The organism is Microcoleus sp. FACHB-SPT15 (assembly GCF_014849525.1).
Classification (GTDB): Bacteria; Cyanobacteriota; Cyanobacteriia; order Cyanobacteriales; family Coleofasciculaceae; genus Symplocastrum; species Symplocastrum torsivum.
On record NZ_JACJNU010000053.1, the window covers coordinates 342,071 to 364,609 of the forward strand.

The 22,539-nt window shown below is 46.2% G+C and carries 21 protein-coding genes; 7 read left to right on the top strand and 14 right to left on the bottom strand.

Translation table 11 applies throughout. The features are described from left to right. Positions 1-13: 13 nt before the first annotated feature. Together minD and minC are read right to left on the bottom strand one after the other, a co-directional pair. Positions 14-811, bottom strand: a complete 798-nt coding sequence (minD, locus tag H6F98_RS20560; RefSeq protein ID WP_192220552.1) for a septum site-determining protein MinD — start codon at positions 809-811, stop codon at positions 14-16. After that, positions 808-1,599, bottom strand: a complete 792-nt coding sequence (gene minC, locus H6F98_RS20565; protein ID WP_192220553.1) for a septum site-determining protein MinC — start codon at positions 1,597-1,599, stop codon at positions 808-810. Before minC ends, minD begins: the two co-directional genes overlap by 4 nt. Before the next feature lie 486 nt (positions 1,600-2,085). Here minC and H6F98_RS20570 point away from each other — a divergent pair, with 486 nt between their 5' ends. Further along, complete coding sequence (locus H6F98_RS20570; RefSeq protein ID WP_192220554.1) at positions 2,086-2,268, top strand: hypothetical protein; 183 nt, start codon at positions 2,086-2,088, stop codon at positions 2,266-2,268. A 201-nt stretch (positions 2,269-2,469) separates the two neighbouring features. Here H6F98_RS20570 and H6F98_RS20575 read toward each other — a convergent pair whose 3' ends face one another. The 7 genes from H6F98_RS20575 to H6F98_RS20605 all read right to left on the bottom strand — a co-directional run bounded on the left by H6F98_RS20575 (position 2,470) and on the right by H6F98_RS20605 (position 11,009). Beyond that, positions 2,470-3,795 (bottom strand): four-carbon acid sugar kinase family protein, encoded by a 1,326-nt coding sequence (locus tag H6F98_RS20575; protein WP_192220555.1) that lies wholly within the window; start codon positions 3,793-3,795, stop codon positions 2,470-2,472. 102 nt (positions 3,796-3,897) lie between these two features. After that, positions 3,898-5,166, bottom strand: coding sequence for an alkyl/aryl-sulfatase (locus H6F98_RS20580; RefSeq protein ID WP_192220556.1), 1,269 nt, complete (start codon positions 5,164-5,166; stop codon positions 3,898-3,900). Positions 5,167-5,375: 209 nt separating this feature from the next. After that, a complete protein-coding gene (locus H6F98_RS20585; protein WP_192220557.1) occupies positions 5,376-6,041 on the bottom strand; it encodes a hypothetical protein in 666 nt (221 codons plus the stop codon). 130 nt (positions 6,042-6,171) lie between these two features. After that, positions 6,172-6,816 (bottom strand): hypothetical protein, encoded by a 645-nt coding sequence (locus H6F98_RS20590; RefSeq protein WP_192220558.1) that lies wholly within the window; start codon positions 6,814-6,816, stop codon positions 6,172-6,174. 258 nt (positions 6,817-7,074) lie between these two features. After that, positions 7,075-8,223: a hypothetical protein gene (locus tag H6F98_RS20595; RefSeq protein ID WP_192220559.1), complete on the bottom strand. Its 1,149-nt coding sequence runs from the start codon at positions 8,221-8,223 to the stop codon at positions 7,075-7,077. Positions 8,224-8,299: 76 nt separating this feature from the next. Next, positions 8,300-9,580 carry an aminotransferase class I/II-fold pyridoxal phosphate-dependent enzyme gene (locus H6F98_RS20600; RefSeq protein WP_192220560.1) on the bottom strand — a complete coding sequence of 427 codons (1,281 nt, stop codon included), beginning with the start codon at positions 9,578-9,580 and terminating at the stop codon, positions 8,300-8,302. A 238-nt stretch (positions 9,581-9,818) separates the two neighbouring features. Beyond that, entirely contained in the window at positions 9,819-11,009 is a 1,191-nt protein-coding gene (locus tag H6F98_RS20605) for an aromatic ring-hydroxylating dioxygenase subunit alpha (protein ID WP_242058614.1), read from the bottom strand. A gap of 119 nt (positions 11,010-11,128) precedes the next feature. Here H6F98_RS20605 and H6F98_RS20610 point away from each other — a divergent pair, with 119 nt between their 5' ends. After that, complete coding sequence (locus H6F98_RS20610; protein WP_192220561.1) at positions 11,129-12,313, top strand: MFS transporter; 1,185 nt, start codon at positions 11,129-11,131, stop codon at positions 12,311-12,313. A gap of 253 nt (positions 12,314-12,566) precedes the next feature. Here the strand turns inward: H6F98_RS20610 and H6F98_RS20615 are convergent, their stop codons facing one another. Next, entirely contained in the window at positions 12,567-14,249 is a 1,683-nt protein-coding gene (locus tag H6F98_RS20615) for a GH3 auxin-responsive promoter family protein (protein ID WP_192220562.1), read from the bottom strand. A gap of 236 nt (positions 14,250-14,485) precedes the next feature. Between H6F98_RS20615 and H6F98_RS20620 the strand changes: the two genes are divergently transcribed. From H6F98_RS20620 to H6F98_RS20630, 3 genes are all read left to right on the top strand, one after another. Beyond that, positions 14,486-15,013 (top strand): sterol desaturase family protein, encoded by a 528-nt coding sequence (locus H6F98_RS20620; protein ID WP_192220563.1) that lies wholly within the window; start codon positions 14,486-14,488, stop codon positions 15,011-15,013. 166 nt (positions 15,014-15,179) lie between these two features. Further along, positions 15,180-16,754, top strand: a complete 1,575-nt coding sequence (locus H6F98_RS20625) for a B12-binding domain-containing radical SAM protein (RefSeq protein WP_192220564.1) — start codon at positions 15,180-15,182, stop codon at positions 16,752-16,754. Positions 16,755-16,787: 33 nt separating this feature from the next. Then, positions 16,788-17,501 (top strand): aspartyl/asparaginyl beta-hydroxylase domain-containing protein, encoded by a 714-nt coding sequence (locus H6F98_RS20630; RefSeq protein ID WP_192220565.1) that lies wholly within the window; start codon positions 16,788-16,790, stop codon positions 17,499-17,501. Positions 17,502-17,652: 151 nt separating this feature from the next. Here the strand turns inward: H6F98_RS20630 and H6F98_RS20635 are convergent, their stop codons facing one another. Both H6F98_RS20635 and H6F98_RS20640 read right to left on the bottom strand, forming a co-directional pair. Next, complete coding sequence (locus tag H6F98_RS20635; RefSeq protein WP_192220566.1) at positions 17,653-18,909, bottom strand: ABC transporter permease; 1,257 nt, start codon at positions 18,907-18,909, stop codon at positions 17,653-17,655. Positions 18,910-19,004: 95 nt separating this feature from the next. Then, positions 19,005-19,541: an HAD hydrolase-like protein gene (locus H6F98_RS20640; protein WP_192220567.1), complete on the bottom strand. Its 537-nt coding sequence runs from the start codon at positions 19,539-19,541 to the stop codon at positions 19,005-19,007. Between the two features lie 9 nt (positions 19,542-19,550). Between H6F98_RS20640 and H6F98_RS20645 the strand changes: the two genes are divergently transcribed. Next, a complete protein-coding gene (locus tag H6F98_RS20645) occupies positions 19,551-19,691 on the top strand; it encodes a hypothetical protein (protein ID WP_192220568.1) in 141 nt (46 codons plus the stop codon). A 77-nt stretch (positions 19,692-19,768) separates the two neighbouring features. Here H6F98_RS20645 and H6F98_RS20650 read toward each other — a convergent pair whose 3' ends face one another. Continuing rightward, positions 19,769-20,743, bottom strand: a complete 975-nt coding sequence (locus tag H6F98_RS20650; RefSeq protein ID WP_192220569.1) for a hypothetical protein — start codon at positions 20,741-20,743, stop codon at positions 19,769-19,771. Between the two features lie 260 nt (positions 20,744-21,003). Between H6F98_RS20650 and H6F98_RS20655 the strand changes: the two genes are divergently transcribed. Beyond that, entirely contained in the window at positions 21,004-21,528 is a 525-nt protein-coding gene (locus H6F98_RS20655) for an FUSC family protein (RefSeq protein ID WP_192220570.1), read from the top strand. A gap of 152 nt (positions 21,529-21,680) precedes the next feature. Here the strand turns inward: H6F98_RS20655 and H6F98_RS20660 are convergent, their stop codons facing one another. After that, entirely contained in the window at positions 21,681-22,376 is a 696-nt protein-coding gene (locus tag H6F98_RS20660) for a uracil-DNA glycosylase family protein (protein ID WP_192220571.1), read from the bottom strand. Between the last annotated feature and the right edge of the window lie 163 nt (positions 22,377-22,539).

Here is a 22,539-nt window from a genome sequence, read left to right on the forward strand (position 1 = left end):
CACAACGAAAAACTTAACCTCGGAACAGACGGCGGATGCGGTTGAGCAGGTTGTCATGTTCCGCCATCAGGTCAAGGAAAGGAACTTTGTCGCCTTTTAAGCGCCGAGCGATGTTGTTAATCGCAATTCCAGGCAAAGAGAGGTTTTCAGCTAATACCAATGGTTCACCTCGGTTGCTGGAGACAATAACGCGCTCATCATCGGGGACAACGCCAATCAGGGGAATGGCAAGCAGTTCTTGAACATCCTGGACAGACATCATCTGTTCAGCTTGCACCATTGCTGGTTTCAAGCGGTTGACAATTAGGTGAATGCGCTTGATGCCTTGTGCTTCCAGTAAGCCGACAACTCGATCAGCGTCCCGCACAGCAGCAATTTCCGGGGTTGTAACAACTAAGGCTTCCGAGGCGGCAGCGATCGCATTTTGAAAGCCTGTTTCAATTCCAGCAGGACAGTCAACCAAAACGTACTCGTACTTCTCGGATAATACACTAAGAAGTTTTTTCATTTGGTTGGGGGTGACAGCATCCTTGCTGCGGCTTTGGGCAGCAGGTAGTAAGACTAGTCCCTCCTGCCGTTTATCTTTCACCAAAGCCTGCTCTAATCGGCATTGACCCGCTAGGACTTCGACGGCGGTGTAAACCACTCGATTTTCTAAACCCAATAGCAAGTCTAAGTTTCTCAAACCAAAATCTGCATCCACGAGGGCAACTCGATGACCACTGCGTGCGATCGCCATCCCTAAATTAGCCGTAACAGTAGTTTTCCCCACCCCTCCTTTCCCAGAGGTGATGACAATAATGCGACTCATGAATTCAACAATAAGTGGGTTTTAGCAAAATCAGTAGCTCTTGCGATACGAATTCCTCCGGGTGTCACATAGGCTACTTCAGGATAGAACTGTGCTGGAGGTGTCTCTGGTGCCCTGGCTACAGCATCAGCAATTCGTAGCTGGGTGGGTTCCATTTGTAGCGCCATAATCCGACACTGGCGATTTCCTTGGGCACCAGCGTGAGCAATCCCACGTAGACGCCCCCAAATAAAGATGTCTCCGGCTGCAATCACCGCACCTCCCGGATTTAAGTCTCCTAGTATAACAATAGTGCCGGGGTGACGAATCTCGATACCGGAACGTACAGTTATTTGCAAATATAAGGGGTCGGCAAGTAACTCAACAGGTTCCGCAGGCTTGTTATTGAGGGTGTACGTGGGAGGTTGTTGTTCCACAGAATACCCAGCCGCTGCTGCTGCAACGGCCGTTTGCCGTCGCGTGGTGTAGACGCGCTCTAACTGAAGTTGGACTTCACTCAAGGCATCCGCGATCGCTTGTAGCTTCTGTCCATCCAACAATTGGTCTTGAGCCATTAGATGCACAATTGAGTTAGCTTGCCAAAAGCGATCGCCAGCATTAAGGCGATGCTTTAGCTGTTGCCAAAGCTCAAGCCAACTGGCGCTTCCAGGTAGTTCCGCATCCGGCGGCAAAATTAACAGTAGCTGTTTCCCCTCACTTTTTAAGTGGACTTGTACCTGGCAATCTACCGTCAAGTCATTTGGGGGAATTGTTGAAACGAGAGAAGGCTCGACAGAATCAGAGGTCATGCAACAACAGGTTCTTACGTCGGCACACCGACTAAACTAAACGAACATCCTACCGTGAAGTACTCAGGCTTACTTCGTTGAAGCCTGAGCAACAAAGAAGCAAAGCCTTCGTTTCCAGTTTCGTTCGCCCTGCCACGTTGGGTACTCTTGCGAGTTCGGAACTGAATCCGATGATGGTCTTACGAAGCGTCTAGAGGTTTAGCACACTCGCTGTGGCTCTAACTCTCGTAGCAGTTTCCTGCTACCCTGGCAGCAACCCGCCTCCCGCAGGTTGATTTCTTTCTCGTACAACATGGCTTGGATTATGTTTACCACAGGGCGTAACCTGCGTACCAGTGGTCATGTTCTTTCCCCGATCTCTGATGTTGCTGCGGTAAGCATATTACTATTACTGCTACTTCGGATTAAACCTGTCTGTTCCATACAGTCGGGAGGGTCATCAACCATCTTTATGATAGCATAGTGTCTAGATGTTGTGTAGACATTATGAAAGCAAAAGGCTTGCACATCCGGATATCAGAACGACGACTAAACAAGCTAAAGGTATACGCCGCTAGCAAGGAAAAGACAATGACTCAACTGGTGGAAGATTGGATTGACCGACTGCCAGTGCCAGAGGGATTGGAAGTCTCCGTCCCTCCGGCTGGTAGCGTCACTACCCCACCTTAAACGTTGCGGGTACTCGCCTACGGCTTGCTATGACCCGCTTGTCTTGAAGGTGGGGACTTCCGCGATACGTTAAAGAGCTACGGGACGGTCGAGGGTTCAAGAGACAGGCAGGTGGGGAAGATGGGAGAAATGGGGGAGATGGGGTAGGTGCGAAGTCACATTTAGATACACTTTGGGAGTTTTCACTCATTACCCATCACCTCATCGTCCTAAACTCAACCGTTCGTAAACCGTGACCAAGGCATTGTTGTCTCCTACATTGCCAGGAAATAGCACCACTGGCAAATTGGGAAACTGAGGATGGTTAGCAGGTGTCCGCACCATCGAGCAACCTGCCGAAACTTGACCCAGTAGCCGCGCTGACCTCAAGGCAAGACCTGTACTCAAAACATCATTGGAGGTAATGCCGCCCTTACTAATCAAAAATCCTAGGTCACTAGGTAGTCCCCGGACAATATCCATTAATAATCCTGAAACAGATGCCCCAAACTTTAGGCGAGTTTGAACATCCTTAAAGGAAAGTTCCTGGCGACTGGTATAGACAACAGGCGTCTTCCCCTCTGCGTGAATCTCATGAACCTTTGCCAAAATGCTTGCCAAAAGCTCCGCTCGTTGAGCTTCAGACTCATCCAGCAAATGAACGACGTCTACCATCACACCAACAATTCCTGGTGCTTGTAAGAGCGGCTCTAGCTGTTGTGTCGTCTTTTTAACGTGGGAACCGACAATCACTGCTCCAGGTTTCCCCTGCCGCACATACTCTGCCATATTCGCAGCGGCTACAGGTTGAGGACCAAGGCTAGCCAGAGAGGTTAAGATGCTAGCTGCACTACGGAACAAAAAGTGTTTCCCCTCAGCGGCAACTGCTAAGACATCTGCCGCAAATTTGTCTAAATCTGCTTGAGTTTCAGCATCGACAACACCGCACTGATTGCCGCTGAGATTTTGAAGACGATCTAAACTCCCTTTACGAATATCGTCCAGCAAAAACCGCTCTACAGCATCCGCCGGAATGCGACCTTTCGTCTTTTCTTCTACATAATCCGGCAAGTAGCTATGGTGATAGGCAAAAACTGAATCCCGCGCAAACTCAGTTTCATGTACTGGTGTCTCAACACCATCAACCATTAAGTAATGCACACTATCGCGGGTGACTCGACCCCCTTCAAAAAAAGCAGGAACCAAGAAATGGGCATCAAACGGACCAACTTCTTGGGCAATTACATCAGTTTCTATCGGGTAATGTCCGCGTAGCGTTGAGTCAGAACGACTGACTACTAAAAAATCCTGAATCCCCGCTGTTTCTAAAGCGATTTTCAGGTTATGGCAGACTTCTCTAGTTACAGCAGCGGCTTGTTCTGGTGGAAGCGCTCTCGTATTTGTCAGGACAAAAAAGATCGGTGAGTCATCGCTCAGTCCCAGCTTTAATGTTTCCATATCCCAGCGTGTTAGGAGTAGGCAGCTATGAACTGTCTGAGAACCTGTCGGGTCATCATCTAGAACGATAATTTTGGGTTTTGTGGTCATTATTAATTTGAACTTTTTTGTTCGAGTTTAGATCAATGCTGACACTGAGTAAGAACGCGATCGCTCTTTATAAATCAAGCTGGTTCAAGTCAACTACTATATTTATTGTTGAACAACTCCCTCATACTTTTGTGCTGCACTACGGTAAACATTGGGTTCAACGGTATTGATGGATATTTCAGCCAGTTTTCTCAATGCTTTAACTCGCACGACTTGCGCTTCACGATTGTTAGGTTCGGTATCTAAAATTACATCTGTTATTTCAAGAGCAAGTTGAGGCTGGTTATCACGTAATGCTCGTTGCGATCGCTTGACTAAGTTAGCCGAACCTCCACTGGCTTCTAATAAAGCCTGGTGAAACGTAGACACAGAGCCAGGATTCAAATGCGTTGGGTTGAAGTCGTACCAGCCTGTATACTTGCGGTAAATCCCGTTGACTGACCATTCAACGCGACCATAGGCAGGTTTGAGATAAGGGAGACGAGCTAACTCTTCTGGCAAACGAATTTGCTGACGCATCTGTTCAAGCGTCAATCCGGCATTGATGCCCTTGACTGTCTCATCATGGACATAGCGAATCGCTCTGGCATAGTTGGCTAATGTTAAATCAATTTCTGCACGACCCTTGATGGGTTTTGTGTGGGAGGGAACTAGGACGGATGGTTGAAATTGCCGCATTCTTTCTAGGGACTCCGCCCACTCTTGAACAGGGCGATCAGGTTTCATCGGACTCGACAGCATCGGAAAGCTATCGTAGAAGAGGTCTCCTGGCAACAAAATCTGCTCTTGTGGCATCCAAACCATCAAGTGGTCAAATGTTTCTCCCATTGTGTGATATAGCTCAAAGGGTATACCGCCTTCTTCAAAGCTGTACTTCTCATCAAAGAGAATATCTGGTGGGAGGAAACCACTTTCTTCCTGTTTGGTTACACCATCACGATTGGGGTTAACAGCGACCCTAACTCCCCGTTCTGTCGGCGGTAGGGAAATTCCAAACTGAATAATATTGAGACGCCGATTATAGGGACGTAGTTGATTATAGGTAGCTAACTCTTGTACAAATCTTTTTTGAGCGATAATTTTGGTCGTTTTATCTTTAAAAACCTTTGCTCCGTTGATGTGATCACCGTGATGATGAGTATAGATAATGTAGCTGATAGGTAGTTGGCTAACTTTACGAAATTCTTCCAAAGTCGCCCGTGCGGCTGACTGTGTTTCTGTTGTGTCAACGACAACAACACTTTTATCCGTAAGAATGTAAATAACATTGCCTAAGGCATAGCCTGTAGCACAATAAACGCGGTCGGTAACTTTGAGAAATTCAGGTTGCTGATTTGGAAACTGTGCGTTTGCTCCCGTGGGCTTTAGCAAGTAAACGGCTAAGGTTAAGCACAATAGTATGATTGCAATAAAAAATATCTTACTTTTTTCTAGGTAATTCAGCATCATTTAAGAGTAGGGCTTTGCCAACAGGTTCTGTCGCCGATTATTTTATCAGCTAGTTGAACAAGAAAAATAGCAATGTAATAGAACGAAAAACTATTAAATTTAAAGAATAATTTTAAGTTTAAATAAAATTTTTAACGTTTATTCTGTAGTTTTGCCATCTCTTCCTGAACACCAGTTGCTATCTGCAAGGCTTCGTTCAAAAGTCGCCCATATTCACTGGCTCGATCATGAACTTGTAGAGTCTGTAAGGTTCTTAAATTGGTTGCTAATAGCTCTGGATTACCGACAAGGAAATTCTTATTATCCCGTAAAATCCTCTCTGCTCTTAAGGCTTTTAGCAAATCCTCTCTGGTGAGGGTGAGGGCTTCAATAACTTTTTGGCGATCGCTTAAACTCATTTCTGTAGTTCCGGCTGCCTCTAGCTGGTCGTTGATGTGTATTGCTTTAATCACGGCATTGTAGCGATCGACCTCATCCAGCAAGCAGCATAAAGCCACTGGGCTATTGCGTTGTAACAAAAACCACCGTGCGGCAATCACAATAATTGGCACCAAGACAAGAGTAATAAGAGTAACTGGAAGTGAGCCACCAATTAGGGGAAGAATCACAAAAACGTGCAACAAGCCAATAATAATTGGTGTCAGTGCAAGGCTTAATAAACACTCTTGCAAGAAAAAACTCCATCGTTCTTTTGCATTGTGCAGAATAGTTGGTCTAAAAACCTCCGTTGGATCAACACCACTCAGGTGTCTCAGTTCTCCTGGCGAAATTTCCAAGCCTTGCAAATCCGGTTGCACAGAATGCGTTGCTCCTTTTACCGTGATGATTACATTGAAATCTGAGTGAATAGGCGACGCTTATAGCTCCAAAGCTGTCAGCTATCAGCCATCAGCTTTTTTATTTTCCTGACTAGTACTGCTGTAACCTCTACAAGCGTTGATTTTGTAACTTTCTCATTTCCTCCTGTACATCCACAACTATCCGTAAAGCTTCATTCAATAATCGCCCATGCTCACTAGCTTCGTCACTCACTTGCAACGCGGTTAATGCCATCAGGTTGTTGTCAAATAGCTGAGAGTTCGATTTGATAAAGTTCTCATTTTCCCGCAGAATGCGTTCAGTCTTTAAAGCACGAATTATATCTTCTCTGGCAAGTGCTAGAGCATGGATGACTTGCTCTCGGTTCCTCAAACACACGCCAGGATTACCTACTGCTTCTATTTGGTCATTAATATCAATCGCTTTAATAACAGAGTTATATCGCTTAACATCCTCAAACATCCGGACAAGATTTCGGTGTTTATAACTTAGATGAATTTTGTTGAAGTCATTGAATAACAAACCCACTGCCGCAACAAGGTGGAGCGCGGCTAATGTCTTGAAGTATTCGGGAAATACCTGAACAAGAACAAAGTTACTAAGACCGATTAAGATAATAATTAAGAAGGTTTTAGTGATTTCTAATAAAAATTTTGGGATAGTCGGTGGGCTAAAAACAGCATCAATACTCACACCGCTACAGCGTTTCAATTCTCCTTTGGTGATTTCTAGTCCTTGTAAATCAGTTTGCATTGCAGTGTCTGTACTAGCGGCGTATTAGTGTGAATAAGCTCTGTTCGCACTAACTCTGTCCCTAATTTAACTCTTTCATAAGGTAAATCTCTAAGAGCGCCATCAGATAAAGTTTGAATATCTATAGCACCGGAACACTGGATAGAGGCTCCGGAAATTGGCTTCAAAGGGCTGATTCCAGTGGAAAATATAGTACAGATGAACTAATTAGGTTTAAAAAGGAGCGATCGCTTCTTTCAGAAAAAGCCATGTCCACCGTCATAAAGCTTTTTCATAAATTCGGTAAGTCTTATATATCTTGCCGCCTGATGCCTCAATGAGCTTGCGGGAGGGCCCATTATCTTCGTAGACCCAAGATAGTTCTGCGCGTTTATAGGGTTTACCTTTTTGAATTCCCCCTTGCATTCCCAAATAAATCAAAGCTAAGGGTACCATTTTCCGGCGATACTCCGGCAATGAGCAAATCACGATTACCCGCCCTTGATCAATCTGACGGCGGTACCACAAGAATTTTAAAATTCCCAACCCGTTCAGTTTTCCTCGAACTTGTTTGAGTGGGATATTGTAGTCAGGTAAGCCCATAAAACAGCCAACCATTTCGCCGTTGTATTCCGCAATTGGGAAGACATCTGGGTCTACAAGACTTTGTAGCGATTTAGCTTCTTCCAAAAACTCTGCCTCGCTACGAGGCGTAAAAGACCAGTTGTTGGAAAATGTAGTATTTAGGAGATGATAAAGGCTGCGGGCATCTTGCTCAAAACCTTCACCCTTGGTTCTGATGGGACGGAAGCTGATGCCAGATTTGCAAGCAATGCGATAGGCTTTCTCAAATTCTGCTGCTAGAGGTTTATCTAAAGGGAAGTCATAGGCATAGGCATCTTTGGCTTTGTGCCAGCCATCCTGTTCAAGAAATTGTGGATAGTAGGCTGGGTTGTAGGAAGTCATGACCATTGGCGGTGAGTCAAAGCCATCGACTAAGAACAAACAATTGTTGTGAGTCGATAAATCGATTGGCCCTCGTGCCGTTGTCATTCCTTGCTGTCGTAACCACTCTTGGGCAGCATCCAGCAGCGCTTGAGCAACGGCAAAATCTTCAACGCACTCAAAGAACCCAAATAGACCAATCTTGTGACCTTCCCGTTCAATTAACCGCTGATTAACAGCAGCAACGATACGTCCTAGCGGCTGGGGAGTTTTTGCAGCTTGGTCTACGGCAATAAACTGCTGTAGCTTTCCGTATTGAAAGAATGGATTCGTCGCCGCAAATTGCTTCGCAATATCACTACGCAAAGGTGGCACCCAATTGGGGTCATTGCTATAGACTCGTGCTGGTACATCCAGAAATAGTTCACCATCTGCTGGAGTAGTTACAGCCCGTACCTGAAATGTGGCAGTTGACTCAATCACATTGATTCAGATTATTAGAGTTTAGATTTTGGATTTTGGACTGCCCTATCAATCTAAAATCCAAAATCCAAACGGGTTAGGCACTAATCATTGGTTTATACAACAAGTCTCGTGTTGCAACCATTGCAGCAACCAACCGATCCATTTCCTCCTGAGTATGGAGGGCGTTAACCGTAATCCGGAGGCGGGGTTTGGCGATAAACCAGATGGGTGACACCCAAAGCCCATGGTTTTCAATCATGTGCCGACCAAAACTTTTGGGATCGATTTCTGGGGGAAGAACCACTGGCACCACATTAGTTTCACCAATAGCAGCAAAGCCTTGATCAAGTAAACGCGATCGCAAATACCGTGTGTTGTCTTGTAAGGTTTTCACCAATTCTGGACGGCGTCGCACCTGACGAATACTCTCTAAAGCCGCTGCCGTTAGAGGAGGCGATAACGAAATCGTGCCAATTGAAGTAGGAGACACATTCAACAAGGGGATAAGTTCAGCAACATGACTGCTGATTCCCGCACCTGCTGAAGCAGCAAACTTGGAGAACGTGGTCATAATCAGGGGGACAATGCCTCGCTCGATCGCGTGCTGCGGCAGAATGCCAAAATGCTCGTATATTCCTCTTCCTGTCGCGCCCAACGCCCCACTAGCATGAGCCTCATCCATGAGGAGTACGCTGCCATCGTAATTTTGCAGCACATCCAGCATGTCAGGTAAGGGGGCAATGTCACCATCCATCGAAAACACGGCATCAGAAACCACCATAATCCGGTCATCTGGGCGAGCATAACGATGGAGTTTACGTGCCAAATCCTCAACATTACAATGCCGATAGGCTTTGACTCGAACACGCGGACTATGACCAAACACCTTTCCGGAACGGGTGCCAGCATTAACGACAGCAGAGACAATACAGCCGTGATTCAGGACATCTGTAAGAATTAACGTCTCGCGGGTGTGTTGAAATCCCGGAACAGGAATCGCCAAGTGGCAGAAAGCATCCATCAAGGCTTGCATCGCCATCCAAGCATTTAAGAACAGCTGAGTATGAGGTAAGTGTTTAAACTCAGAAATCTCATTTTCTAGCTGACGATGCAAATCAATGCGACCGCTTAAGACAGAACAGGAACTATTCGATGTGCCGTATTGGAAGATGGCATCAACAGCCGCTTGGCGCACTGCCTCGTCTTGAACTAAACCCAGAACATCATTGGTGCAGAACGTCAGAACAGTTTGACGCTTACCCGTTGTTGCCTCTTCAATCTCAACTAAGTTTCCCTGCTTTTGATGACAAATATATTCATCAGGGTCAAGACCACTTTCGTACCAACGCTGGACATACTCTTTGACAACTTGCACTACTTTACTCCTCTCACCTTTTCCTAGATAGCCTATCGCCTATGACTAAAGACGTGTATTTTTTAGCCAAAGCTAAGTGACTAGCCAGATCGAATACCATACCCAATGAGCGCCGAGCTGACAGTATGTTGCGAGGTCGGGAGCCAACGTTCCTGTATACCTGGATACTCAGACAATGCCCGTATCCAGTTGGGTAGAAAGTTGAGCCGCTGCTCCACGGTCGCGTTTACAGTTGCCTTCATCCTATCAGGGAGTTTTCCTTGGTTGCCTCAGTGTGGTCTGATGTAAGCGTTGGCGACATAGCGTCCGATACGTTCGAGTTTGTCTGCCGCTTGTTTTGCAGATGACTAGATTGTTGCATAAATTGTTCATATTGCCGGACAATCAACCGCTGAACCGCGATAATTGCCGGATTGATTTCTACATAGCGCCGCTGCGGATTTGTAAGATACGTTTGCTGTTCGCTTTCGACCATTTCGATATCCTGGGCAAGGAATCTCAGCAGCATAAAGCGTTGCAGCAGCGTTTGCAAGAGTGGTTGTAGGGGTTTAAGTATCCATTGGGGGAGACGAACTCGGAAAAAGAAGTAGGCAAATGAGCGACTTTCTGTTGGTCCTACAGGCAACCGCATCAGGTATAGCGAAGAAATCCCTTGGAGAGAGCTGTAGTAGTGTGGGTAGCGGTAGTGAATTGAGATTGGGAGGGTTGTTACCTGACTCGCGCGATCGCTTAAACCCAAGAACTTAGCCATGCGACCTTTGTAGGAGACATTGTATTCAGCACAGACGGATGATTCTGTCTCTTTCAGGCTTAGCAGAACTGGGTCGAACCAACCTTGCAGCTTTTTGTGCAGAAAACCATGAAAAACATCCATTGTATTTTCATTGCACATGGAAAAATGGGCACGGAAGCGAGCTGTAACAGGTACCATCAGCCAGTGCGCTTGGTCATATTCCGCCATTAAGGGAGGCTGCTGGCTCGTTGCCAATGCAGGGTCACCGGGGAAGACCCAGATGAGATTATATTTTTCCTGGACTGAGTAAGTACGGGCTTGAGCACGGGGAAGTTTTTGTTCGGGAGGCAGGTAGGGAACATTCACACATTCACCCTTGCCATTAAATTCCCAGCCGTGATAGGCACAGGTCAGGTTACACCCTTGGACTTCACCCTTGTGTAGGGCAACACCTTTGTGGGGGCAAGCATCTTCTAAGGCATGGACTTGACCATTTGTATCACGATAAACCGCGATCGCTTGTTGCCAAATTGTGACAGGTATAACTTGCCCAGACTTAAGTTGGTTTGCCCAACCCACTGGATACCAGTAATTCGGGTTGATGCCTACCTCCCTGACAGCGTTTTGCACCGTCTGGCTTGTGAGAGTCGTCGCCAGTTCCATGAGTGATCTATCTGTTGCCTGTTTATCTGACAATATTTAGCGTCCTAAGTTCCCATAAGTCAATCAATTTGTTAGCAGGAATCAAAAAAAACGCGATCGCCGTCTAATAATCAGAATCTAGCTGTGTACGTTAGGATTACAAAAAAATTTCGATGTCTCTAGTGATATTGCGTGATTCCAGGCTTTTGGTGCTGCTAGCCGCAGGCTCCCTCACCTCCATGGTCGGGGGAGTTGTTGCTCCAGTCCTGCCCGAAATAGTGCAACAACTCCAGCTCAATCCAGGGTTAGCCGGTAACTTGGTCAGTATGCATTGCTTGACATTTGCCTTGTTTAGCCCATTGCTCGGCATTTTGGCAGACCGAATTGGCAAGCTACGAGTGCTTATCCCATCGCTAATCTTCTATGCTCTATTTGGCATGGTAGGCGCTTTGATGCAGAGCTTTTGGCCATTATTAATTGCACGAGGCTTAATTGGGGCAGCTAGTGGTGGAATTGCCGCTGCGAGTTTAGGGCTTCTAGGGACGATGTATGAAGGGGAAGAGCGATCGCAAGTGATGGGCTTTGTCACAAGTACCCTAACCCTTGCGGGTATTGTCTTTCCTCTTTTGGGGGGCTGGGTTGGTTCTACCCATTGGCAATATTCCTTCTACCTTTACGGACTAGCGCTACTGCTGATTCCTCCTGTGGTGTCGATTTTCAGGCATAAGTCTGCCACGCCAATCCAGTCGGTTGCAAACAGCGATCGCCAAAAGCTGGGAGACGTTCTGAGATCGCCCCAAATCTTACGCTTACTCCTAACGCTGTGCTTAGCGTCAGTAACAGTATATGCTGTCGTTGTTTATGCTCCCATGTACCTCAAGGCAACGATTGGAGCAAGTACTACTGTCAATGGTATTGTCTTGGCATCACGCGCGATCGGAGCGGCTGTGATCTCGGCATTTGGAGCCAGATACTTAGCCAAGCGCTTTGGTATGACTGGGGCAACTACCCTCGGCTTAGGATTGATGGCACTGACCTTGATGACAATTCCACTGCTGCGCCAACTCAACCAGATCATTCCCGCAGCCGTCCTGTTTGGCGTTGGTTTAGGCACAGTAATGCCAGCTCTTTACGGTGCGCTGGCTGACCTCGCTCCCTCCGAACTGCGATCGAGTGTATTGGCAGTTGGTACCGGCGCTGGTTATCTAGGACAGTTTCTTTGCCCAATTTTACTCGGCACGGTTCTCTCCTACAGTGGACTGCCAGAAGTATTTTATTCAGCCGCAAGTATTGCCTTAGTTACAGGGCTTTTGCTTATGGTTCCGATTGGCAAAAAGGGTATTGGGACTAGCGACTAGTATTTGCCCTAGAGACAAGGGAGAAGGTTTTTGCACAAACGCCTCCTTCTCCTCGCCCTAAAACGAATGTCACTGACTTAAGCGAAAAATAGTCGTTTGTAGAAAAACCAAGCTTGGGGGAAGCCCCCACTGGGGGACGGAGTGCCTACCTAGAGACCCCCTGCACAAAGGGTGGTCGGTGTGATGAATTTTCTTAAGTCAGTGCCATTCGCCCTAAAACCGAGATAGCCGCGTCTTGTCCAAATAAAAACGGCTATAGATCATCCGGCAATCTTACTTCCTGCTCTACAGCCAATCCAGCTAGAAAATTCCGGTCTTCGCTAAGGTGGGAAAGCTTCAACTGGAAATCAGGAATTCCCTTTTGCACCTGACGTTGTCGGAGTGTTCTGAAGCTTCCAGGAGCGAGAAGGCGCAGTCGGGGAGAAGGCACCTGATCAGGTCGTTTAACGGCATAGGAGGTATGAATCTCCTGGAGCTTGAGGTCAAATCGATCTAAGAAGGCTTGAGGATTTTTTAGTGTCTGACCAGAAGCGAGTTCAATATTCACCAAGTAATGCGCGGGAATCTCAGACTCAGATAAGGTAATACAAAAATCATCTAAGAGTAAGCCAAATTCGTCTTGCAGAGCTTGCATAACTTGAATGACATGAAATTCCGTTGTCTTCTCAGTTATGGAAGACAGTATCCCACCTCGACGATAACGGAAGACGATCAGGGGAGCTTGTTCATAAAAACCGACTACCTGCACAACATCGCCAACATCGTAGCGGTAGAAGCCAGTGTAGTTGGTTACTAAGATGCGGTAGTATTCGCCTACCTTCACCTCAGTGGGAAGTAAGGTTTTGGGATGGCTCTCTTCCCACTGGTCTACAGGAATAAATTCAAAGAAACTGCTCTCGATCGCCAAAATCCCACTATCCTCATTGAGGCTGTGGCAAATACCAAACATTGATTCGCTAGATGAGTAAGCAACACCAAATGTCGGGGTGTCTCCGAAGTAAGTAGGAAATTGCTCAAAGTAGAAATCTGATGTTCCGCCGCGTGCGGTTGCAACCAAAGATAAATTTGGCCAAGCGAGTTTCGGAGTGAGTCGTCCCTCTGTCTGCAAGACTTGCCGTAATTGAGTCGCTCTTCTGGGGTTGGCTAAGCATCGCCGTTCTAAGCTTGCCCGAAGCTCTGGTTCGAGTTTTAACCAACTGGCAATTGTTCCCTGCTCAATGTCATGAATCAACTCTTCAGCATACTGTTCCAGATAGTTACAAACTCGCAGGACGAGCATGGGATAATTTCCTCCCATGTTTCGCAAATCTCGTTCCCGCAGGGCAAAAAGTAGACAAACATAGTGGCGAGCCAACATATCAGCGGGCTTCAGGGTATCGAAGGGGTGAGCAACAATGTGTTCGTAGAGTAATTTCCCCAAGCGAAGGACTCCCACACTAGCTGGGCCATAATCAATGCCGCCACTGGTCCGTCCGAAGACTTGCACCGAGCCAACTGACATGATTTTGCCCAATTGTCGCCCTTGCGATCGCAAAGCCTCATCAGCAAACCCCATACTGACTTGAGTCGCTTTTTGATAAGCCTTCTGAGATTTTCTGGTGACGGGAATTAGTTTCTGCTTCCCGGTCGAGCCACTGCTTAGACTGAGATAGACAACGGGGTCAGGCGTCATAACGTTCTTTTCGCCATGGGCAATCCGTTCTATGAGGGGTTCATAGCTGTTGTAAGGTAAAACGGGAATCCGCTCTCGAAATTGATCAAGGGTTTTGATCTGGCGGATCTGATATTTTTTACCGAGTTCAGTATCTTGATAACCTCGTAGTAGAGAGTACAAAAATTGTTCTTGCACAACACTCGTTTGACGAGTTTTTTCAATAAAGTTTGCCTTGGTACGTGCCGCGATCGCTTTCAAAAGTGGCAGCAAGTAGTTTGCCATTAGGGTTCTACACCAGTCCGTGAGATGAATCAGATGTCGATTAAAGCAGATTTATCAGGAACCGCAAACGATGAGTAGGACACTTGGGGAAGTGATAGGGAGGTGAAACGCCATTTTTTCTTTGTTCCACAATGTTGGAGAAATTCTACTCACGCTCAACCTGAAGTGGATGTAAAAATATTGAGGTGGCTGTTCTTTTGTGAACAGCGAGTGAGGAATGTAAAGAAGGAGAGTGCATGAGTGCCTTAGCGCGACTTTCTGTTGACGGAGCTTCCTCTGTGGGAGTAGGTATCGTCTGTTTTGCCGTAGCATTTGTTTTGGCTAGTTTAGTGGAATACTGGCTACATCGCTTGATGCACGTTTCACAACGGATTGGCGAACGTCACCGCGACCATCACCGTCGTAATGAAGGTCAGGGAGTGTTATGGGAATTCCGGGACTATGTTAAGGGTAGCTGCGTGGTCATGTTCTTAATGTTTTTCTACTCTTGGGCGGCGGGAATCGGTTGGTTTCTTGGCGCACTTGTCTATGCCGCGTTTTCCGCCTATGCTCACCAACTCCAGCACGAAAACCCATCTAAGTGCTTCTGGATGAAGATGCCCGTTCACTATGTCCATCACAAATATGGGATGTGGCATCATAACTTTGGTCTCGCAGTAGACTGGTGGGATCATGTTTTCGGTACCTACAAGCCAGTGGAATGGTTAACAGAAGACGAACTAACCAAACCGGAGCGGGGGTATTTACAACTCCGATGGCGGTAGAGTGTCCAAACCTTTATGTGAGGGAAGCTTACTGAGGCAGGACAGGAGAAACTTAAAACTTTTTCAATCGCTATCGCTTTCGTCAGAAGCTTAGTGATATTGTTCCTACAACGCTTTGAGTTTTTCTGACTAGGGATCACGAATAATTGTGTGAGGCTTAAATTGAATGCGTGTTTTACTCCTATATCCCCTTTTTCCAAAATCATTCTGGTCGTTTGATAAAGCGTTGGAACTGATCGGACGAAAGGTTTCACTTCCTCCTCTAGGCATGATTACCGTCGCGGCAATCTTGCCTCAAACCTGGGAGTTCCGCTTGGTAGACCGCAATGTTCGATTTGAGACGGAAGCTGATTGGGAGTGGGCAGATCTGGTAATTATCTCCGGCATGATTGTCCAGAAACCCGATATGGTACACCTGATTCGTGAAGCGAAACGACGCGGCAAACTGGTAGCCGCAGGTGGCCCCTATGTCACTTCCGTTCCTGATGCGGCACAAGAAGCTGGGGTAGACTTTTTGGTTTTGGATGAGGGCGAAATTACTCTGCCGCTCTTGGTTGAGGCTCTATCAAGGGGAGAAACCTCAGGAGTATTACGCGCCAATGGCGAAAAGCCTGATGTTACGACTACACCAGTTCCCCGATTTGACCTGCTGGATCTGAACGCCTACAACGAGATGTCGGTACAGTTCTCGCGGGGTTGCCCATTCCAGTGTGAGTTCTGCGACATTATTGTGCTTTATGGACGCAAGCCACGCACGAAGACACCTGCACAAATGATCGCTGAGTTACAGGCTCTCTATGACCTAGGCTGGCGGCGCTCCGTGTTTATGGTAGATGACAACTTCATCGGCAACAAGCGCAATGTCAAGCTCATGCTGCGTGAACTTGTTCCCTGGATGGTCGCTCACGATTACCCCTTCCGCTTTGCGACTGAAGCCTCAGTAGACCTGGCACAGGATGAGGAATTGCTAGATCTGATGGTCGAGGCAAACTTTGGTGGAGTGTTTTTGGGAATTGAGACACCAGATACAGAGAGTTTAGCCCTTACTCAGAAGTTTCAAAACACACGAAACTCTTTAATCGAATCAGTTCAGAAAATTAATCAAGCTGGACTGAGTGTAATGGCTGGGTTTATCCTTGGGTTTGATGATGAGAAACCTGGTGCAGGCGATCGCATCATCGAGTTTGTGGAAGCAACGGCAATCCCCAAAGCGATGTTTGGAATGCTCCAAGCGCTGCCAAATACAGCCTTGTGGAAGCGGCTACAAAAAGAAGGTCGTCTCCTAGAGGAGAATCAAGAGACACAGGGTCATCAGATGGCTCTAATGAACTTCATACCTACCCGACCAGTAGAAGAACTGGCTCGTGAGTATGTCAACTGCTTTTGGGAACTGTATGAGCCAGAGCGCTATCTCGCACGAGTCCATCGGCACTTCATGAACATGAAGCCAGCTCCTCATAAAGTACCGTTTCGGATGCTGGATCTGGTCGAGATGAAGGCAGTACTGACTATCTGCTGGCGACAGGGAATCAAGCGCAGCACCCGCTTCCAGTTCTGGGGTCAACTATTCTCAATCATCCGGCGCAATCCGAAGATGTTCGTGCCTTACCTGAGCAATTGCGCTTTGCTTGAACACTTCATCCAGTACCGCCAAAGTGTGCGCGAAGAAGTCGAAGCTCAACTGGCTGAGTATTTGGCAAACAAACCCAAGCCTCAATCCTTAGCTGTTTTAAGTTCTTAAAAATAATTCGGGAGATTGAAGTTAGAAAGTCCAATGAAAGCCTTGCGTCGTGCAGTTGTTAAGAAACTGGAAAACTGGGTTGCTCGATCTTCTTTAGTGGGAAACTCTACCTTTTTTAGTGTTGAGCAGTTTCCTTGGGCAACCCAATTAGAGGAAAATTGGTTGGTGATTCGCAAAGAGCTTGAGCAAGTGCTTGAGTATGTCGATGAATTACCAAATTTCCAAGATATTTCGCCTCGCCAACGCCGCATTGCCAATGATAATCGTTGGAAAACCTATTTCTTTTTTGCGTTTGGTTTTAAGGCGACAAAAAACTGTGAACGCTGCCCGGAAACTACGAAACTTTTGGAGCAGATTCCAGGCATGAAGGTCGCCTTTTTTTCGATTTTGGCTCCGGGTAAGCATATTCCTGAACACCGGGGAAAGTATATTGGCGTGATTCGGTACCATTTGGGACTGATGGTGCCAGAACCCAAGACAGCTTGTCGAATTCGCGTTAATGATGAAGTGGCTTATTGGGAGGAAGGCAAGAGTCTGCTTTTCGACGATACCTTCCCTCACGAAGTTTGGAACGATACGAATGGCTACCGTGTGGTGCTGTTCTTGGACATAGTTCGACCCTTACGATTTCCCCTATCAGTGGTGAACTCGCTTGCCTGTCGCCTAATTGCGGCTTCACCGATTATTCAAGATGCTAAAGCCAACCACGAAAGCTGGGAAAAGCGTTTTGCAGAGGTTGTGAAATGAAGTCAATAAAGGAGTTCAGAATATAGAATTTCAGGAGTTCAGAATACCTGATTGGATGAATTTAGATAGTTCTTATACCAAAATTTAAGAGTTAATCTTCTTTCTGTTGAACTTCTGCAACTCCTGAACTCCTAAATTCTTCATTAACCCCTTACGCTTTAAATACCATTGCTGGATCGAGGCGAGTGACCTTTTGAATCGCAAAGATGGCTGAACCGACACACATCGCCACAGTCAGTCCGAAAACTGCGATCGCGGATACTGGTGTAATTAAAATCAGGATGCCCTGACTGAAAAACGTCCAAGCCGCTACGCTATAGCAGAGTGCCATGCTAGGAAGATAGCCAAGAACTGCCATCCACAATGCCTGCTCGATAATCACGCCATAAACCACCCAATCCGACGCTCCTATTGCCTTGAGTGTGCCAAACTGCTTGAGATGGTCAGATACAGAGGAGTAAAGAATTTGACCGACAATAATTACTCCGACAATGACACCGACAACCGCACCTAAACCTAAAATAAATCCAATCCCTGTTCGTCTTTCCCAAAAGGTTTGGTTCTTCTTATTAAACTCCGTACTCGTAAACGCACGGGTGTTTGGCAAAGCGGCTTCTAGTCTCTGCTTGAGTACCTGTAAATCCTGCCCTGGTTTGGCTTGAACCAGTACATATGTAATTAGGTCAGATGCGACTAACTTGTTGGGTGCAGTAGGGGGTGTAGATTGAGTACCAGTCTGAGGGGTGTTTAAATAAGTGTTGGTACATTTCAATTCTGTTGAGCCGGATGGCAACTGGCACGACACACTAGAAGTCTGACCTGACGTGGAGAAAGCATTGGCACTTTCTAAAGAGGTGAACATAAACGCATTAGATACAATCGAGTTGTTTCCTTGCGTTAAACCAACCACCCGTGCTGGCAAGGAGTTAACCTGTACTGTGGCACCAATCCCTTTTATGTTTAGTGACTTCAGGCTAGTTTTATCCACTATTACTGTGTAAGGTGTATTGAGTTCACTTGCACTTCCTTGGATAACATTTATGGGTGTGAACAACCCCCCTTTGGGGTCAAATCCAACAACTCTAACCCGCATAATTTCATTAGAAGACTTACGCCATAAAGCGCCACCGAAAATCAGTGCTTCGGCTCGTTCCACACCAGCTACGTTTCGAGCCTCAATGACATTTGATAGGGGGATAGGCAATGTCAGTTCAATTTGTACCCAACTGTCTGAAGCGACCCAAATGTCGGCAGCAGAGTTATTAATCAACTGACCTGTCGATTCAGTAAACCCATTAAAGATACCGGTTTGAAGCGTGACCAATGTCACAGCAAACATAATTCCTAGTTGAGCAACCAAGAATCGAGGAATGTCTTCGAGCAGGTTCTTCCGGGCAATGGAAACCATAGGAAAAGCTTGTACAAAAAATAGTCAGCTATCCACTAGCGTAAACCTTGGTAGGTGAAAGCCGTCCAGTAACAAGCGCAATCTCTGGCTCCGGGTTATTGTGCATCTGCAACTTGAGAAGCGATCGCTAGTTGATGTTGCTCAATCCAATCGGCTGCCCATTGGAACTGCACCCCGGCACGACAGGCGGCAGCTTCATCTTCAGGGCGATCGCCTACATAGAGGCTATTTTGCGGGCTGTGCTTGTGCCGAACCATCGCCAGATTCAACATTCCTGCTCCTGGTTTACGATAGTGTCCAGACCATTTGGTTTTACTGTGGTTATGGACATTGTGATGAGTCACGCGAAAACATTTCTTACCTTCAAAGTCAGGGCAGAAATAGATTTCCCTTAACTCTGGGAATAGCGTAAGCGTGTACTGCTGTTCCTGGACGCACCGTTGCATAGACTTGTGCCCCGCGCCAACTCCACCTTGATTGGTGATGCCAACAATGATCCAATCATCTTTGTAGGCACGAAGGGCAATATCAGCACCCGCAATAATTTGTTGGTCTTGAGGATGTTGGAAGTATTGCTGTCCGCTGAGTGGTTCTCGGAGCGTGCCGTCCAAGTCTACCAGTAATAGGCTCATCGTTCTCTTGTGGAATTTGCTATTTTATTCGACATCCTAATTGGCGAACCGTTCCCTCTCCTCTGGCTAACGGAACCTCTACTGAAGCGATCGCACCAGAACAAGTTGGGAGAGAAACCAACTAATCCTGCGATCACGGAGAGCATATGAACTGTTAAGCGAAAAGCAGATGTTGGGTTGACCAAGGAAACTCAACTAAATGATTTGCGCTCAGACTTTGATTTGGGCTATCGAAAAACCCGAAACCGCATATCGTCCTCTTGCTGACCAAGAATATAGTTTCGATTACGTAAATCTATATCCCATTGAGTCAAAGCATATCGCATTGCCTGAAGTAACAGTGAGAAGGCTACTTGAGGTGTCCATTCATGTATTTCTAGTAGCTCTCTATCATCATAAGTTGGTGTAGTTGCATCTAAACCAAGACGATTTAGAACAAATAGAAGTTCGTAGCTTAGTTCAGTTTTCTCAAACTGAACTTCTTCCAAAATTTTATTCAGCATCTCTAGAAAAACACGCCCTTTGAGAGATACATAGTAGAACGAACCACGTCCTAATTGCCAAATAAGTCCACTTCCAACAAGCATAAAGACTTTTTCCCTTAGGGAACCGGAGCTTACTTCTAACCTCTTAGACAAAGCAGGATAATTTAGAAAGCCGTTTACTGCTATTTCATATAAAACAGCTAAATTTAGTCCAAACCTTCCTGAGGTATTTAGAAAAATACGAATATCAGTGGCAGTCAAGTTACCAAAGATGACATTGAATAAAAGATCATCTACAATGCTGTTTTGCAAGATATTACCGATAGTCTCTCTTTCCTGCTCATCATCAGCATCAAAATCCTGTGGTATCCAAAATACTTTTAACTTGAATAAGTTTCTACTGTATTCTGTCTTCTTATAGTCTTGAATAACCTCATGAAAGAGGCTTCGATTTCTAACATTGTCTCTAACAACATATGCCCATATATCTGATTCCACATCTACTAAAAGGCTTCTAATATCTTTATCAATACCTTCAGTATGTTTCCATAGAGTTTGACCAATTAACGGTCTATCCCAATCTCTACAAAAAATGCAAGCGAAATCAAACTTTTTTCGCTCAGCCTCCGTATAACCATATAGCTTAATTTTCGCAAAATCCTCAACAACCTCTAGGAATTTATTGGACAGAAACTGATGTTCGGGGGACTCTGCCATACCATTTAACTCAATTACTAGGGCAATTCTTGGTGAAGAATAGATTGTAGTTCAATTGTACTATACGACAAGCGCCTTACCAACAATCTCAAAATACACTTTAATCCCATCACATTAGTGTGGTGTCCTGAATGGTGTTGGCGGCAATTAGTGATCGCGTACAATGCAAAATCCTTTCAGTTCTACACAACGATAGAGGCACAATAAACTTCATCTAATACTGTTTATGGTAATGATCGCGAAAACAGGCAGTCAAAGCGATGCAGAAGCTGGCAGTATTCGGTGGAACAGGCATTTCCACAGGCTACTGGATTACCCTAACTGCCGTGGTTGCCTTGAAGCCCAACTATGGCGGAACCTCTCAGACCACCCTACAGTGGGTGTTGGACACGGTTTTAGGAGGCATCATTGGCATTGGAATCGTTACGCTGATTCACAATTCCTGGGCGATTGGGGGATGTCTTCTCCTGTTCATCGTCACGGCGGTGGCAGTGCGACCCCTAAGCTTCAGCTTGTTCATTACGCTACTCACTCCCGCTATCATCTTGCTCGTCAATGTAACGAGTAACGGTGGGTGGCAGATTGGAGTTCTGCGGATTGTTGATATCTTGGCTGGAGGCATATTAGCACTGCTTGGTAGCTTTCTGTTATTCCCTCGCTGGGAACGGCAGCAACTTCCTGCCCAATTAGAAACGACGATTCGAGCCACTCTTGCTTACTTTCAGCAAGCGATCGCACTAATGCTTGCTAAGCTGTTGTGCATCTCGCGTCAGATATTTAACTAATCGGTTTTAGGGAAAAGGGAAAACCTTTTCCCCTGCCCCTAATTCCCAAAGGGGACACTGAGTTCCCCTTTAACCTTTTCCCGATGAATGTATATTGCAAATTAGATGTGTGACAGCTTATCAGCTTTAAACTGTTTTAACTGTTAAAAACACTAGGCGCGAATTTCGTCTAACTTTGCCCGCACAGTCTGGATATCTTGCCACATTAGCCACTTCGGGCCACCTTGTTCGCGTGAGGGATTCCGCAATAGATAAGCTGGGTGGAGAATTGGCATACACAGCCGTCCTTCCCACTCAATCCAAGTGCCTCGAATTTTGGTGATACCTCGCTTATCACCCGTTAACCCTTTGACTGCTGTAGCACCAGTCATGAGAATAATCTTTGGGTCAATTAAGCGAATTTGTTCCAACAAATAAGGCTTACAAGCCGCAACTTCATCAGCCGTGGGAACCCGGTTACCCGGTGGACGACACTTGTTTATGTTAGTGATGTAAACATCCTTTTTGCGATCGAGCTTCACGGACTCCAAGATTTTATCTAGCAGTTGCCCCGCTTTTCCTACAAACGGTCTACCCGTTTCATCCTCATTTTGTCCTGGTGCTTCTCCAATGATCATGAGTGGGGCGTTTAGGTTACCTTCTCCAACAACGGCATGGGTACGAGTAGCGCCTAAATCACATCGCTGGCAGACGTTGCAGTGTTCAGCAATCGGGATGATTGAGTCGTAGGTGCCGGAAGGAATGGGAACAGCCGCACTGGTGGGAATTAGCTCAGGCTGGACATTAGCAGACGTAGACGCAGCCAACTCGGACTGGTCAAAAAGGCTCATTTGTTCTTCAGTAGACATGAATCTAAGGGCATTAAGTCAGGGCAAGGCACAAGGCGGTAGGAGAGCGTGAAAGCCCTCTAAATTTTAGAGTGGATTGATACTAATCGGAGAGTAACTACCAACAGAGAATATTTTGTAAAGAATTATCCCTTTGGAGCAAGGCATCTTGTGGAAAATTAGT

Bases quoted from the DNA above. Each gene is read 5' to 3' on its own strand.
- minD (WP_192220552.1), bottom strand. From the start codon at position 811: ATGAGTCGCATTATTGTCATCACCTCTGGGAAAGGAGGGGTGGGGAAA.
- minC (WP_192220553.1), bottom strand. From the start codon at position 1,599: ATGACCTCTGATTCTGTCGAGCCTTCTCTCGTTTCAACAATTCCCCCA.
- H6F98_RS20570 (WP_192220554.1), top strand. From the start codon at position 2,086: ATGAAAGCAAAAGGCTTGCACATCCGGATATCAGAACGACGACTAAAC.
- H6F98_RS20575 (WP_192220555.1), bottom strand. From the start codon at position 3,795: ATGACCACAAAACCCAAAATTATCGTTCTAGATGATGACCCGACAGGT.
- H6F98_RS20590 (WP_192220558.1), bottom strand. From the start codon at position 6,816: ATGCAAACTGATTTACAAGGACTAGAAATCACCAAAGGAGAATTGAAA.
- H6F98_RS20610 (WP_192220561.1), top strand. From the start codon at position 11,129: ATGTCTCTAGTGATATTGCGTGATTCCAGGCTTTTGGTGCTGCTAGCC.
- H6F98_RS20615 (WP_192220562.1), bottom strand. From the start codon at position 14,249: ATGGCAAACTACTTGCTGCCACTTTTGAAAGCGATCGCGGCACGTACC.
- H6F98_RS20620 (WP_192220563.1), top strand. From the start codon at position 14,486: ATGAGTGCCTTAGCGCGACTTTCTGTTGACGGAGCTTCCTCTGTGGGA.
- H6F98_RS20625 (WP_192220564.1), top strand. From the start codon at position 15,180: ATGCGTGTTTTACTCCTATATCCCCTTTTTCCAAAATCATTCTGGTCG.
- H6F98_RS20630 (WP_192220565.1), top strand. From the start codon at position 16,788: ATGAAAGCCTTGCGTCGTGCAGTTGTTAAGAAACTGGAAAACTGGGTT.
- H6F98_RS20635 (WP_192220566.1), bottom strand. From the start codon at position 18,909: ATGGTTTCCATTGCCCGGAAGAACCTGCTCGAAGACATTCCTCGATTC.
- H6F98_RS20640 (WP_192220567.1), bottom strand. From the start codon at position 19,541: ATGAGCCTATTACTGGTAGACTTGGACGGCACGCTCCGAGAACCACTC.
- H6F98_RS20650 (WP_192220569.1), bottom strand. From the start codon at position 20,743: ATGGCAGAGTCCCCCGAACATCAGTTTCTGTCCAATAAATTCCTAGAG.
- H6F98_RS20655 (WP_192220570.1), top strand. From the start codon at position 21,004: ATGCAGAAGCTGGCAGTATTCGGTGGAACAGGCATTTCCACAGGCTAC.
- H6F98_RS20660 (WP_192220571.1), bottom strand. From the start codon at position 22,376: ATGTCTACTGAAGAACAAATGAGCCTTTTTGACCAGTCCGAGTTGGCT.